At 71.1% G+C, this 14,607-nt stretch carries 9 protein-coding genes; all 9 read left to right on the plus strand.

Translation table 11 applies throughout. The features are described from left to right. Positions 1-20: 20 nt before the first annotated feature. The 9 genes from ACFWYW_RS34680 to gltB all read left to right on the plus strand — a co-directional run bounded on the left by ACFWYW_RS34680 (position 21) and on the right by gltB (position 14,602). Entirely contained in the window at positions 21-836 is an 816-nt protein-coding gene (locus tag ACFWYW_RS34680) for an AraC family transcriptional regulator (RefSeq protein WP_379641168.1), read from the plus strand. Between the two features lie 54 nt (positions 837-890). Then, entirely contained in the window at positions 891-4,817 is a 3,927-nt protein-coding gene (locus ACFWYW_RS34685) for an endo-alpha-N-acetylgalactosaminidase family protein (protein WP_379641163.1), read from the plus strand. A gap of 82 nt (positions 4,818-4,899) precedes the next feature. Then, entirely contained in the window at positions 4,900-5,430 is a 531-nt protein-coding gene (locus ACFWYW_RS34690; RefSeq protein ID WP_379624095.1) for a MauE/DoxX family redox-associated membrane protein, read from the plus strand. Further along, complete coding sequence (locus tag ACFWYW_RS34695) at positions 5,430-6,182, plus strand: thioredoxin domain-containing protein (RefSeq protein WP_379624097.1); 753 nt, start codon at positions 5,430-5,432, stop codon at positions 6,180-6,182. Before ACFWYW_RS34690 ends, ACFWYW_RS34695 begins: the two co-directional genes overlap by 1 nt. A gap of 27 nt (positions 6,183-6,209) precedes the next feature. Then, positions 6,210-7,442, plus strand: a complete 1,233-nt coding sequence (lgt, locus tag ACFWYW_RS34700; RefSeq protein ID WP_379624099.1) for a prolipoprotein diacylglyceryl transferase — start codon at positions 6,210-6,212, stop codon at positions 7,440-7,442. After that, the gene (locus ACFWYW_RS34705) at positions 7,439-8,143 is read left to right on the plus strand and encodes a VIT1/CCC1 transporter family protein (RefSeq protein WP_379624101.1); all 705 of its coding nucleotides are present in this window, start codon (positions 7,439-7,441) and stop codon (positions 8,141-8,143) included. The genes lgt and ACFWYW_RS34705 overlap by 4 nt, the downstream gene beginning before the upstream one ends. Beyond that, positions 8,140-8,964, plus strand: a complete 825-nt coding sequence (locus ACFWYW_RS34710; protein ID WP_379624103.1) for a hypothetical protein — start codon at positions 8,140-8,142, stop codon at positions 8,962-8,964. The genes ACFWYW_RS34705 and ACFWYW_RS34710 overlap by 4 nt, the downstream gene beginning before the upstream one ends. A 25-nt stretch (positions 8,965-8,989) precedes the next feature. Next, the gene (locus tag ACFWYW_RS34715; protein WP_379624105.1) at positions 8,990-9,586 is read left to right on the plus strand and encodes a hypothetical protein; all 597 of its coding nucleotides are present in this window, start codon (positions 8,990-8,992) and stop codon (positions 9,584-9,586) included. A 516-nt stretch (positions 9,587-10,102) separates the two neighbouring features. Further along, positions 10,103-14,602 (plus strand): glutamate synthase large subunit, encoded by a 4,500-nt coding sequence (gltB, locus tag ACFWYW_RS34720; protein ID WP_379641165.1) that lies wholly within the window; start codon positions 10,103-10,105, stop codon positions 14,600-14,602. Positions 14,603-14,607: the final 5 nt, after the last annotated feature.

Consider the following 14,607-nt stretch of genomic DNA (forward strand, 5'->3'; position numbering starts at 1 on the left):
GCGTGGAGGAGGGCGTGAGGATGGCGCAGCCGTACCGGCAGTGGATGCACTACCTCACGCCCGGCCCGGCCCACCGCGGTCTCGGCCTGGTCTGCCTGGGCGTCGGTCACCAGGACGGCGCGCTGCCGACCGTGGGCCCGCGCACCATGCAGAACCACGTGGCGGTCGTGGTGACCGAGGGCGGCGGCTGGTTCGCCGAGGCGGGTGGCGCGCCCGTGGAGGTGGCCGCGCCCGCCGTGCTCTGGCTGCGTCCCGGCGTCCGGCACCACTACGCGCCGCACCCGCCCGGCTGGACCGAGTGGTTCGTCGACTTCACCGGCTCGGCCGTCGCCGCCTACACCGAGCTGGGGTTCCTGGGCGACGGGCGGCCGGTGACGCCGCTGACCACGTCAGAGCCGGCCGCCCGCGCCATCGGGCGCATTCTCCAGGCGTGCCGGCGCGGCAGCCCGTACCTGGAGGTGGAGACGTCGGCGGTCGTGCACGAGGTGCTGGTGGCGCTGCGGCACGCCCGCGTGGACGAGGGGCCGGACGGCGTGCTGGAGACGCTCGCCAGGGACGCCTGCCTGCCGATCCCGGTGGCCGAGCACGCCAGGCGGCTGGGGCTGCCGCTGGCCGAGCTGCGGCGGCGGGTACGGCGGCTGACCGGGTGCAGTCCCAAGGACTACGTGCTGACGGTCCGGCTCAACCAGGCCAAGGATCTGCTGGCCGGGACCGATCTACCGGTGGCGGCGGTCGCGCGGCGGGTGGGGTATGACGATCCGGCGTACTTCACCCGGTTGTTCACCCGCCGGACGGGGATGCCGCCGAGTGAATTTCGCGCCCAACGTTTCGGTTAAGTCAGGACTTTTTGTCAAATCAGAGGACAATGGGGGTTCCAGGAGGAGGATCCCTTGCGTCGCTGGTTATCAGGGCCGCTCGCCGCCGTGCTGTCCCTCGCCACGGCCGCCCCGGCCCACTCCGCTCCGCCCGACCCGCCCACGACCCCGCCCACGACCCCGCCCACGACCCCGCCCCCGCTCACGACCCCGACGACTACCCCGTTCCCGCTCAGGACGGCGCCCGATCCCGAGCCGCCGCCCGCCACACCTCGGGCGCCGACCTATGAGCTGCCCTCGCCGGAGGAGTCCGCGACCGGCGCGCCGCAACCGGGCGTTCAGCGCATCCCGCCCAGCCCCGCACAGGTCGCACGCTCCCTGACGCTCGCCTCCGGCGAGCTCGCCGTCGAGGTCGATCCGGGCTTTCCGCGCGTGCTCGGCTATACCGACCGCGCGAGCGGGGCACGACTGGGCGGCAGTACGGCGCTGCCGGCCGTCGTGCTGAACGGCCGGCCGTACCCGGTCACGGTGGCCCTCACCGGCACGGACGGGAAGTCCGCCCGCTACCGGCTGACCTTCGCTGGCCTGGGCGGCGTCGAGCTCGACGCGGCGATCAGCGTGAAACGGCGGGTGGCGACCTTCGCCGTCGTGGCCGTGCGCGACACCCCGGCCTTCCGCGTGGGCACGATCGACCTGCCCGGCCACGACCTGGTGTCGGTGGGCGGCGACCAGCCGGGCGCGGCGACGGCGTTCACCCGCCTGGATCCGAACTCGACGCGGACGGCGGACGTGTTCGCCAAGGTCACGGAGCCGGAGGCGGAACCGATCGGCGCGACCTACGGCATCGTCAACACCGACCGGCTGGCCGCCGCCGTCGAGACCAACTCCGTCTACGACCAGCCCGCCGGCGCCACCGACAAGGACGCCGCCCGCCTGTGGCACCAGGCGCGCAAGGGGGCGGACGGTGTGGTCCGGGTGGGCGTGTGGAGCGGGCAGTGGACCTACCGGGCGGCGGGCGCGCCGTTCACCGAGGAACTGCCCTGGGCGAAGGTGGTCGTGACCCCCGACGCCAACGGCGACGGCACGCTCGACTGGCAGGACGGCGCGATCGCCTTCCGCGACATCGCCGTCACCCCGCCCGGCGCGGGCGAGACGAGCGGGCGCGTGGTGACGCACATCCCGTTCAACTTCAGCAGCCAGGCGACCCACCCGTTCCTGCGCACGCTGGACGACGTCAAACGCATCGCGCTGGCCACCGACGGGCTGGGCCAGCTGGCGATCCTGAAGGGCTACCAGTCGGAGGGCCACGACTCGGCGCACCCGGACTACGGCGGCAACTACAACACCCGCGCCGGCGGCCTCAAGGACCTCAACACCCTGCTGAAGACCGGCAGGCGATGGAACGCCGGCTTCGGCGTCCACGTCAACGCCACCGAGTCCTACCCCGAGGCGAAGACGTTCAGCGAGACCCTGGTGGACAAGAACGTCAAAGGCTGGAACTGGCTCGACCAGTCCTACCGCATCGACCAGCGCCGCGACCTGACCGCGGGAACGCTCGCCGAGCGCTTCCTGCGGCTGCGCGAGGAGACCGACCGCAACCTGTCGGTCCTGTACGTGGACGTCTTCCGGCCGTTCGGCTGGGTCGCCGACCGCACGCTGGGCGAACTGCGCCGCCAGGGCTGGCAGGTGACCACGGAGTGGTCGGACAAGCTGGAACGCTCGTCGCTGTGGGCCCACTGGGCCACCGACCTCAACTACGGCGGCGTCACCAACAAGGGCCTGAACTCCCAGATCATCCGCTTCATCCGCAACCACCAGAAGGACGTCTGGAACGCCCACCCCATCCTCGGCAACGCCCGCATCGTCGAGTTCGAGGGCTGGACCGCCGAGAACGACTGGAACGCCTTCTACCGCAACATCTGGGAGCACAACCTGCCGGTCAAGTTCCTGCAGCGGCAGCCGATCACGAAGTGGACGGACGGGGAGATCCTCTTCGAGAACGGCGTGCGCGGCACCCTCACGAACGGCAGGCGCGAACTGTTCGTCAACGACCGCAAGGTCCTCGACGGAACCGCCTACCTGCTGCCGTGGGAGGGCAGGTCCTACCACTACAACCCGGCGGGCGGCCCGACCAGCTGGGCGGCCGACCGGCCGATGAAGATCTACCGGCTCACCCCGCAGGGCCGGGTCGCCGAGGGCACGCTCACCCCGTCCGGCGGCCGGATCACGATCACCGCCGAGCCCGGCGTGCCGTACGTGCTCTACCCCGGCGATCCGCCCCGGCAGCCCGAGCCCAGGTGGGGCGAGGGCAGCGGCCTGCGCGACCCCGGCTTCAACGGCGAGCGCGCCTGGACCACGACGGGCCCGGTGAGCCTGCGGGTCAACGACCTCGGCCAGCGCCACGCCCACCTCGGCGGCGGCGCGCCGGCCGCGCTGGAGCAGCGCGTCACCGGCCTGCGTCCCGGCCGCCGCTACGCCGCCGAGGCGTTCGTGGAGATCGAGCCGGGCCGCACCCGCGCCGTGACCCTGGAGATCGGCGGGCGGAAGGTCCGGCTGGACAGGTCCACGGCCAAGAACCACATCGCCTCCGACGAGAAGCACGACACCTACTTCCAGCGTGTCCGCGTGCGCTTCACCGCTCCCGCCGGGCCGGTCACGCTGCGGATCGCGGCGGCGGACGGGGAGGGGGCCGTGCTGGTGGACGACGCCCGCGTGGTCGCGACGACCGCGGGGCAGGACGGCTTCGAGGCGCCGGAGGCGGGCTGGGGACCGTTCGTCAAGGGCGACGCGGGCGGCTCCTTCGACGCCCGCACCCACCTGGCGCAGCGGCGCGAGCCGTACACACAGAAGGAGTGGAACGGCAAGGCGGTCGACGACGTGCTGGCCGGAGACTGGTCGCTGAAGGTCCACGAGGAACGGCAGGGCCTGGTCTACCGGACGGTCCCGCAGACCGCCCGGTTCGTGAACGGCCACGCCTACGAGGTCTCCTTCGCCTACCAGAACGCCCTGGCCGACGCCTACACCTGGGTGACCGGATACGACAAGGGCGGCAGAAGCGTCGAGACCCAGCGTACCCCGATCCCCGAGCAGCGCTCCACCACCCGCTTCACCGAACGGATCGTGGCCGGGTGCGGCGACGCCTGGGTGGGCCTGCGCTCGCTGCGCGCCGAGCAGCCGGGCGCCGACTTCATCCTCGACGACTTCGCCGTCAAGGACCTCGGACCCGTCGCCGAGCCCGCCGCCTGCGCCACGCTGGAGGTCAGGCCGGCCGCGCCGAGCGTGGAGCAGGGCGTCGCCAACGAGGTCACCACCGTCTTCACCAACCTGGAGGACGCGCCCGCCCGCGGCGTCGAGGTACGCCTCACCGGGCCGCCCGGCTGGAAGGTCGAGGGGGAGGGGCGCGGCGACGTCGAGCCGGGCGCGGCGCTCACCACTGTGTGGAAGGTCACCCCGCCCGCCGACGCCGCCCACGACAGCTACGAGCTGAAGGCGGTCGCCGCGTACGCGGGCAAGAGCGTGGCGGGCCTCGCGGTCGTCAGGACGCTCCCGCCGCCGCCCACGGCCGACGCCTACGCCGGCGACCTGGAGTGGGTGGCGGCCGGCAACGGCTGGGGGCCGGTCGAGCGTGACCAGTCCAACGGCGACCGGGCCCAGGGCGACGGCTCGCCGCTCACCGTCGGCGGCCGGGTCTTCGCCAAGGGCCTCGGGACGCACGCGCCTGCCAGGATCCGCTACTACCTGGGCGGACGGTGCGCCGCCTTCACCGCCGTCGTCGGCGTCGACGACTCGCAGGCGGCGCCGCGCGGCTCGGTGACCTACACCGTGCTGGCCGACGGGGCGGTCAAGGCGGAGACGCCGGTCCTGCGCGGGCCCGATCCGGCCCACGAGCTGAGCGCCGACGTGCGCGGCGCGCGGTTCGTGGAACTCGTCGCCGGCGACGGCGGCGACGGGATCGGCAACGACCACGCGGACTGGGGCGATGCCCTGTTCCGGTGCGGATGAGGAAGGATTTTGCCTTAGCCGACGCTTATCCAGCCCGTGATCGGATGTCCTGCGAGTACTGTGCGCTGTCGCAGGCGAAGACATGAAGGAGATCACCGTGGCCGCGTCGTCATCGTCACGCAACGTCAGATCGGCGATACCCTGGGTCACGACCGTCGCCCGGTTGGTCCTGGGCGTGGTGCTGATCGTGGCCGGGGGGCTGAAGATCGGCAACCCGTCCGACTCGGTGGTGGCGGTCAAGGCGTACCAGCTGCTGCCCGAGTCGCTGGCCACCATCGTGGGCTACGCGTTGCCGATCGTGGAGATCATCATCGGCATCCTGCTCGTGATCGGCCTGATGACCAGGGTGGTGGCGGTGGTCGGGGCATTGCTCATGCTCGCCTTCGTCTTCGGCATCGCCTGGGCGTGGGCGAAGGGCTACAAGATCGATTGCGGCTGCTTCGGGGGTGGCGGCGAGCTCAAGAAGGGTCAGGAGCCGACGTACCTGATCGACATCCTGCGGGATTTCGGGCTGGTGGTGCTCGGCGTCTGGGCCGCGCGTTTCCCGCCGGGGCGTTTCGCCCTCGACGGGGCCCTCGGACTGCACACGGTGGATGACAAGGAGAACGACTGATGGGCAAGGGCGACCGCGAGAAGTCGGCGCGCGACAGGATCAAGGAGCAGCAGGCCGCCGATCGCAAGCGGGAGCAGCGCCGGCGGATCATCACCTACACCACGGCGGGCGTCGTGGCGGTGGCCGCGCTGGGGGCGGGGGTCCTCTGGAACATGAACCGCTCCAAGTCGGAGGAGACGGGCGCCAACCTCGCGCCGATCACCGTCGCGGCCGACGCGGGCGTCACGATGGGCAACGCCGGGGTCGACAAGCCGGTGATCGACATCTACGAGGACTTCCAGTGCCCGGCCTGCAAGGAGCTGGAGCGGGTCAGCGGGTCCACGTTCAAGAACCTGGCCGCCGAGGGCAAGGCCAAGGTGGTCTACCACCCCATCACGATCTTCAGCGAGGAGCCGACGCGCGGCAACTCCATCCGCGCCGGGGCCGCGGCCCGCTGCGTGAAGGACGGCAAGCAGTGGATGGCCTTCCACGACACCCTCTTCGAGAAGCAGCCGAGCGAGACCGTCGAGGGCTTCAAGATCGACCAGCTCGTCGGGTGGGGCAAGGACGCCGGCATCACCGCGGCCGACTTCGAGCCGTGCGTGACCAAGCAGCAGTACGCCGGTGTCCAGCAGAGCTACAGCGACAAGGTCAACAAGGAGCAAAACTTGACCGGCACGCCCACCGTCAAGCTCAACGGCGTCGAGATGGACAACGAAGTCCTCTTCCGCCCGTCGGAGCTGCGCGAGGCCGTCCTCAACGCAGCCAAGTAGCCCGCCGGTCCGCTACCCTCACCTGACATGCCCCTTGTTGCCTCGATTCCCAGCCCTCCCCAAGGGGTCTGGTATCTCGGCCCGATTCCGATCCGGGCCTACGCACTCTGCATCGTGCTCGGCGTCATCATCGCCGTCTGGATGAGCGAGCGCCGCTGGCGCGCCCGTGGCGGCGCGCCCGGCACCATGATCGACATCGCCGTGCCCGCGGTGATCTTCGGTCTCATCGGTGGCCGGCTCTACCACGTCATCACCGACTGGCAGCTCTACTTCGGCCCCGAAGCCCCCAACGAGCCGTATGAGGCGCTGTTCATCTGGAACGGCGGGCTGGGGATCTGGGGCGCGGTCGCGCTGGGCGCGGTCGGCGTCTGGCTGACCTGCCGCAAACGCGGCATCTCACTGTCGGCCGTGGCCGACACGGTCGCGCCGGGCATCGCCATCGGCCAGGCGATCGGCCGCTGGGGCAACTGGTTCAACCAGGAGCTCTACGGCGGGCCGACCGATCTCCCGTGGGGGCTGGAGATCGACATCAACAAGGACGGCACGGTCGACGGGCTCTACCACCCGACCTTCCTGTACGAGTCCATCTGGAACCTCGTGCTCGCCTTCGTGCTCATCTGGGCGGGCAAACGCTTCACCCTGCGGCACGGGCGGCTGTTCGCGCTCTACGTGGCCGGCTACACCCTCGGGCGCTTCTGGATCGAAGGGCTGCGCATCGACCCCGTCGGCGGCGTGGACCACGCGGTGACGTTCCTGAGCCTGCGCATCAACCAGTGGACCGCGATCGTGCTGTTCGTCGCGGCGCTCGCCTTCTTCTTCGCGACGCGCGGCAAGGACACCGTGGAGTACGTGCTGCCGCGCGACGGCTCAGGGCCGCCGGGTGAGGACGCGTCGGCCGACCCGGCGCACGCGGCCGACCAGGCCGACGACGCCGACAATGCCGACACCGTCCGGGACGCGGACACCGCGGAGAAGCCGGCCGACGACGCGGAGAAGGCGGAGGACGGCGAACCCGCCAAGGCGGACGCCTCCACCACCGGCGACGGACCCGCCGCCGACGCCGCAACCGACGAGCCCGCGAAGCCCGCCGAGCCCGCGAAGACCGCTGAGCCCGCGAAGGCCGAAGAGGCCGCGAAGGCCGAAGAGGCCGAGGCGCCCGTCGCGCAGACCGACGAGCCGGTCAAGGACGACGGGGTCAAGGACGACGCCGTCAAGGATGGCGCGGAAGCCGTACGGGAAGAGGAAAAGAACCCGCGATGAATGATCGCGCGGAGCAGCACCACCAGCATCGCGATGTCACCGGCGGCTGGCTTCGGCCGTCGGTGTTCGGGGCGATGGACGGGCTGGTGTCGAACTTCGCGCTCATCGCCGGTGTCGCGGGCGGAACCGACGACACCAGGGTCATCGCCCTGGCCGGGGTCGCGGGCCTGGCGGCCGGGGCGTTCTCGATGGCCGGCGGCGAATACGTGTCGGTGGCCAGCCAGCGCGAGCTGGCCCTGGCCGAGATCGCCGTCGAACGGCGCGAGCTCGACCGCCACCCCGACGCCGAGCAGCAGGAACTCGCCGACGACTTCGTCTCCAAGGGCGTCGCGCCCGACCTGGCCGCCGAAGTGGCCAGGCAGATCTCGGCCAACCCCGAGCGCGCCCTGGAAGTGCACGCCCAGAACGAACTGGGCATCGGGCCCAAGGACCTGCCCTCGCCCAAGGTGGCGGCGCTGTCGTCGTTCGCCTCGTTCTCGGCGGGGGCGGTGCTGCCGCTGCTGCCGTACCTGCTCGGGGTGACCAGCCTGACGTTGTCGGCGCTCCTGTCCTGCGTGGCGCTGTTCGGGGCGGGCGCGCTCGTCTCGGCCGTGACCGCCCGCAGCTGGTGGTACTCGGGCCTGCGCCAGCTCGTCGTGGGAGCGGTGGCGGCGGGACTGACCTTCGCGCTCGGCAACCTGATCGGAGGAACGGGGCTGTGAGGAGCAGCAGCAGGAAGCGGCGGCGTACCCGGAGTACCCCGTCGTCGGACTGGCAGCTGCCGCTGCTCAGCGACATGGGCCTGCGGCCCGAGCAGCAGCGCCTGCTCGTGATCATCGGCTCGGCGCTCGGCGTCGTGGTCCTGGCCGTGGGGCTGGTGGCCGTCATCGGCTCGCTGGGCACCGGCTACCTGCCCGACCGCGCGGCCACCGCCGCGGCCGGCGGGCCCGGCACCGCCCGGCCGGACTCCTTCCACGGCTGGAGCTCGCCCAAGCTGTTCGAGCCGATCAGCGAGCGGGCCAAGGACGCCAAGCCGCTGACCGAGAAGGAACTGTTCGCCGGAAAGACGCTGGCCGACGAGAAGAAACTCACGCTCAAGCTGGTCGCGCACGAGCTCGGCGCCGACTGCGCGGCCGTGCTGTGGGGCCCCTCCCTGGTCGAGAAGGCCGCCGACGGCGAGTGCACCCAGGCCGCCCGCGCCCTCTACACCAGCTCCGACGGCCGCTACGTGGCCCAGTACACCCTGCTCAACCTGCGCGACGCCAAGGCCGCCGACGAACTGGTCACCGAGCTCAAGGCGGGCTACCGGGGCGGCTGGACCCACGCCCTGCAGAGCGAGAAGGCATCCTTCCCCGGCGGCGGCTACACCGAGGGCGGCGCCTACGCGCTCGGCCACTACCTGGGTGTGGTCTGGATCGGCCGCGCCGACGGCGCCGAGCCCACGCCCAAGGACGACTTCGTCTCGGCCACCCTCACCCTGCGCGGAGCGGAGAAGGCCGTCTACCGCCGCGTCGTCGCGATCACCGGGCAGCAGCCCTCGTGACCCACCGTCCCGCCGGAGCCCGCCGATGATTCCCGCTCGCGTGGCCGCGCCCGTGGCCGTGCTGATCGTGCTCGCCGCCGCCCTGGCCGCCTGGTTCCTCACCCGTGGCGGCCCGGCCCGGCCCGCGACCTTCCGCGGTGAGCCCACCTCGGCCATGTACGCCGCCATCGACTCCCGCCAGAGCGACGCCGCCCCGCTCACCACCGAGGAGGTCTTCCCCCCGGCCACCGCGAAGCTGGGCGAGCTGACCAGGGGCGCGGCCGAACAGCTCGACGACTGCGCCGACGCCCTGGCCGGACCCGAGGCCACCGGCTGCTCGCAGGCCCTGCGCGCCACCTACACCGGCCCGGCGGTCAACGGCCAGTTCGTCATCTTCAACCTGCCCGACGGCCGCGCCGCCGACGCCCTGGTCTCGGCGCTGGGCAAGGAGGGCTTCCTGGAGCAGGCGGTCGCCTTCGATACCGCCCGCAGCTGGGCGCAGGCGCGGGCGCTCGGCCACTACGTGACCGTCAGCTGGGTGGGCCCGGCCGCCGATGGCGCCAGGGTGGACCTCACCCAGTCACAGGTGACCCTGGACACTCTGGCGCGCGTCGTGCAGTCCAGGGTCCTCAAGGCCGTCTGACCCGGCCACCGCGCCCGTTCCAGCCCGGCCGGTACGGCTACCGCCCCCCGCTCCACCGCGGCCGCGTGGGGCTTGACCAGCCACGTCGACAGCCGCACCCGTGGCACCCCGAGCGCCTGGGGTTACCCGCCCACGAGCAGGCCGCGCGTGAAGTCCCCGAGCTCGTGGTCGCCGACGCACAGCAGGTGGGCGCCCGGTGACCGGAAGCGGGCGCCGAGCAGCGGCACGGTCTCGGGGTGGGGGCGACGTGACCGAGCGTGTGTCGAGCCCCGGCCTCTTCGAGCAGGCGTTCGAGCCCTTTCGCGCTCCATTGGGGCGGCATATCGGCCCTGGAATTCCGGGGTTTGGGACACAGGTGTCCGTATACCGGAACAGGTGTGATGTTCGCGATGTGGACCTGGTGGGCACCATTCGGGCAACGTGTTGTAACCTCTAACGCACAACTGCAGCAGGGCCAACGTCGTCCCTCGCCTTTGAAGCACCAAGAGCAAGCGAAGAGACGACGGGAGGGATTCAATGCCTGCTGCCCACCTCGGGTTCCCTGAACCCCAGGGCCTGTACCACCCCGCCAACGAGCATGACGCCTGCGGAGTGGCCATGGTGGCCGACGTCGCAGGGCGACGTGGTCACGGCATCGTGGAGAAGGCCTTGGAGGCGTTGTGCAACCTTGATCACCGGGGGGCCAAGGGTAGCGAGCCGGACACCGGCGACGGAGCCGGGATCCTGACGCAGATCCCCGATGCATTCCTGCGCGCGAACGTGCCGTTCGCGCTGCCCGCGGCGGGCGAGTACGCCGTGGGCACGGCCTTCCTGGCCAGCGACTCCGAGGCGCGCGAGATCGGCGTGCGCATGATCGAGGAGATCGCCGCCGAGGAGGGCCTGACCGTGCTCGGCTGGCGTGACGTGCCGGTCGACCGGGCTCTTCCCGGGCCGAGCGCCCGGGCCGTCATGCCGTTCTTCAAGCAGCTGTTCGTGGCCGGGCCCGATGGGGAGTCCGGGCTGGAGCTGGACCGGCTGGCGTACTGCCTGCGCAAGCGGGCCGAGCACGAGGTGGACGTCTACTTCCCCTCGCTGAGCGCGCGCACGATCGTCTACAAGGGCATGCTCACCCCGGACCAGGTCGAGCCGTTCTTCCCCGACCTGACCGACGAGCGCTTCGAGAGCGCGATCGCGCTGGTGCACTCGCGCTTCTCGACCAACACCTTCCCGAGCTGGCCGCTGGCCCACCCCTACCGGTACGTGGCGCACAACGGCGAGATCAACACGGTCAAGGGCAACCGCAACTGGATGCGGGCGCGCGAGGCGATGCTGGAGTCCGCGCACATCCCAGGCGATATTTCGCGACTTTTCCCCATCTGTGACCCGGACGGGTCCGACACCGCCTCCTTCGACGAGGCCCTGGAGCTCCTCCACATCGGCGGCCGCTCGCTCCCGCACGCGGTCCTCATGATGATCCCGGAGGCGTGGGAGAACCACACCGGGATGGACCCCGCCCGCCGCGCCTTCTACGAGTTCCACTCCTCGATAATGGAGGCCTGGGACGGCCCCGCCTCGATCACCTTCACCGACGGCACGCTGGCCGGAGCCGTCCTCGACCGCAACGGCCTGCGCCCAGGCCGGTTCTGGGTGACCGCCGACGGGCTCGTCGTACTCGCCTCCGAGGCGGGCGTGCTGGACTTCAAGCCCGAGGAGGTCGTCCGCAAGGGACGCCTGCAGCCGGGCCGGATGTTCCTCATCGACACCGCCCGTGGCAAGATCATCGAGGATGACGAGATCAAGGCGGAGCTCGCGGCGGCGCTGCCGTACGAGGAGTGGCTGCACGCCGGGCTCGTCCGCTTCGAGGAGCTGCGCGCCCGCCAGCGCGAGATCCCCACGCACGAGGCGCTGGTCAAGCGGCAGCAGACCTTCGGCTACACCGAGGAAGAGCTGCGGATCATCCTGTCGCCGATGGCCAGGAACGGCGCCGAGCCGATCGGGTCGATGGGCACCGACACACCCGTGGCGGTCCTGAGCGAGAAGCCCCGGCTGCTGTTCGACTACTTCACGCAGCTGTTCGCGCAGGTCACCAACCCGCCGCTGGACGCCATCAGGGAAGAGGTCGTCACCTCGATGGCCAGCGTGCTCGGCCCCGAGGGCAACCTCCTCGACCCCGGGCCGACGAGCTGCCGTCAGCTCGTGCTGCCCTACCCGGTGATCGACAACGACGAGCTCGCGAAGATCATCCACATCAACGACGAGGGCGACCTGCCCGGCTTCCACCCGCACACCATCTCGGGCCTGTACCCGGTGGCGGGCGGCGGCGAGGCGCTGCTCCAGCGGCTGGAGGAGATCCGCGCCGAGGCCTCCCAGGCCATCGAGCAGGGCGCGCGCATCCTCGTGCTGTCCGACCGAGGCTCATCGGCCGAGATGGCGCCGATCCCGTCGCTGATGCTGACCGGCGCGGTGCACCACCACCTCATCCAGGAGAAGACCCGCACCAAGATCGGCCTGGTGGTCGAGACCGGCGAGGCCCGCGAGTGCCACCACATGGCCCTGCTCGTGGGCTACGGCGCCGGCGTCATCAACCCCTACCTGGCCATCGAGACCGTCGAGGATCTGGTCGACACCGGAGTGCTGGCGCTCGACAAGCACAAGGCCGTCCGCAACCTGATCAAGGCGTACGGCAAGGGCGTCATCAAGGTCATGTCCAAGATGGGCGTGTCCACGGTCGCCTCCTACACCGGTGCGCAGATCTTCGAGGCGCTCGGCCTGGGCGCCGAGGTCGTCGACGCCTGCTTCACCGGGACCACCTCGCGGCTCGGCGGCGTCGGCTTCGCCGTACTGGCAGAAGAGGTCGCGCAGCGGCACAAGCGGGCCTACCCGCGCGCCGAGAACGCGCACCGGCGCCTGGAGGTCGGCGGCGAGTACCAGTGGCGGCGCGAGGGCGAGCCGCACCTGTTCAATCCCGAGACGGTCTTCAAGCTGCAGCACGCCACGCGCACGCGGCAGTACGAGATCTTCAAGGAGTACACGAACCTCGTCGACGCGCAGGCCGAGAAGCTGATGACGCTGCGGGGCCTGTTCCGGCTCAAGCCCGGCAACCCGATCCCGATCGAGGAGGTCGAGCCGGTCAGCGAGATCGTCAAGCGGTTCTCCACCGGCGCGATGTCCTACGGCTCCATCTCGCGCGAGGCCCACGAGACGCTCGCGATCGCGATGAACCAGCTCGGCGGCAAGTCCAACACCGGCGAGGGCGGCGAGGAGCCGGACCGGCTCTACGACATCTCCCGCCGCTCGGCGATCAAGCAGGTGGCCTCCGGCCGCTTCGGCGTGACCTCCGAGTACCTGGTCAACGCCGACGACCTGCAGATCAAGATGGCCCAGGGCGCCAAGCCCGGCGAGGGCGGCCAGCTGCCCGGCCACAAGGTCTACCCGTGGATCGCCAAGACGCGCCACTCCACCCCGGGCGTCGGCCTCATCTCGCCGCCGCCGCACCACGACATCTACTCCATCGAGGACCTGGCCCAGCTCATCCACGACCTGAAGAACGCCAACCCGGTCTCCCGGGTGCACGTGAAGCTGGTCGCGGAGGTCGGCGTCGGCACCGTCGCCGCGGGCGTGTCCAAGGCGCACGCCGACGTGGTGCTCATCTCCGGCCACGACGGCGGCACCGGCGCCTCGCCGCTCACCTCGCTGAAGCACGCGGGCGCGCCCTGGGAGCTCGGCCTGGCCGAGACCCAGCAGACGCTCCTGCTCAACGGCCTGCGCGACCGGATCGTGGTGCAGGTCGACGGCCAGCTCAAGACCGGCCGCGACGTGGTGATCGCCGCGCTGCTCGGGGCCGAGGAGTACGGCTTCGCCACCGCCCCGCTGGTCGTGTCCGGCTGCGTGATGATGCGGGTCTGCCACCTCGACACCTGCCCGGTGGGCGTGGCCACGCAGAACCCGGAGCTGCGCAAGCGCTTCACCGGCAAGCCCGAGTTCGTGGTCAACTTCTTCGAGTTCATCGCGCAGGAGATCCGCGAGTACCTGGCCGAGCTGGGCTTCCGCTCGCTCGACGAGGCGATCGGGCAGGTCGGCCTGCTCGACATCACGGCCGCCGAGGACCACTGGAAGGCGAGCGGCCTCGACCTCGCCCCGATCCTGCACCAGGTCGACGTGCCCGCGGGCGACGCCCGGCGCCGGACCAAGTTCCAGGACCACGGTCTGGAGCACGCGCTGGACAACACCCTCATCCAGCTGGCCGAGGGCGCCATCGAGTATGGCGAGCCGGTCAAGCTCGACCTGCCGATCCGCAACGTCAACCGGACCGTCGGCACCATGCTCGGCCACCACGTCACCAAGAAGTGGGGCGGCGACGGCCTGCCCGACGACACGATCGACGTGTCGTTCACCGGTTCGGCCGGGAACTCGTTCGGCGCGTTCATCCCGCGCGGCATCACGCTGCGCCTGACCGGCGACGCCAACGACTACCTGGGCAAGGGCCTGTCGGGTGGCCGCATCACGGTCCGGCCGCACGACGCGGCGCCGCTGGACGGCCACATCATTTCCGGAAATGTCGCCCTTTACGGCGCTACTTCGGGTGAGGCGTTCATCCGGGGCGTCGTGGGCGAGCGGTTCTGCGTACGCAACTCCGGCGCCACCGCGGTCGTCGAAGGCGTCGGCGACCACGGCTGCGAGTACATGACCGGCGGCCGCGCCGTCATCCTCGGCCCCACCGGGCGCAACTTCGCCGCCGGGATGTCCGGCGGCATCGCGTACCTGCTCGACCTCGACCTGAACCGGGTCAACCGGGAGATGGTCGCGATCGAGGAGCCCACCGCCGAGGACGTGGAGTTCCTGCGCGAGACGGTCGAGCGGCACTTCGCCGAGACCGGCTCGTCGGTGGCCGCCGCGCTGCTGGCCACCTGGGATCCGGGACGATTCAGCAAGATCATGCCGACCGACTACAAGCGGGTCCTGCAGGCCGCCGAGGCCGCCCGCATCGAAGGCCGGGACATCGACGAGGCGGTCATGGCCGCCGCGGTTCAGGGATAGGGGGC

Source organism: Nonomuraea sp. NPDC059023, assembly GCF_042740095.1.
GTDB lineage: Bacteria > Actinomycetota > Actinomycetes > Streptosporangiales > Streptosporangiaceae > Nonomuraea.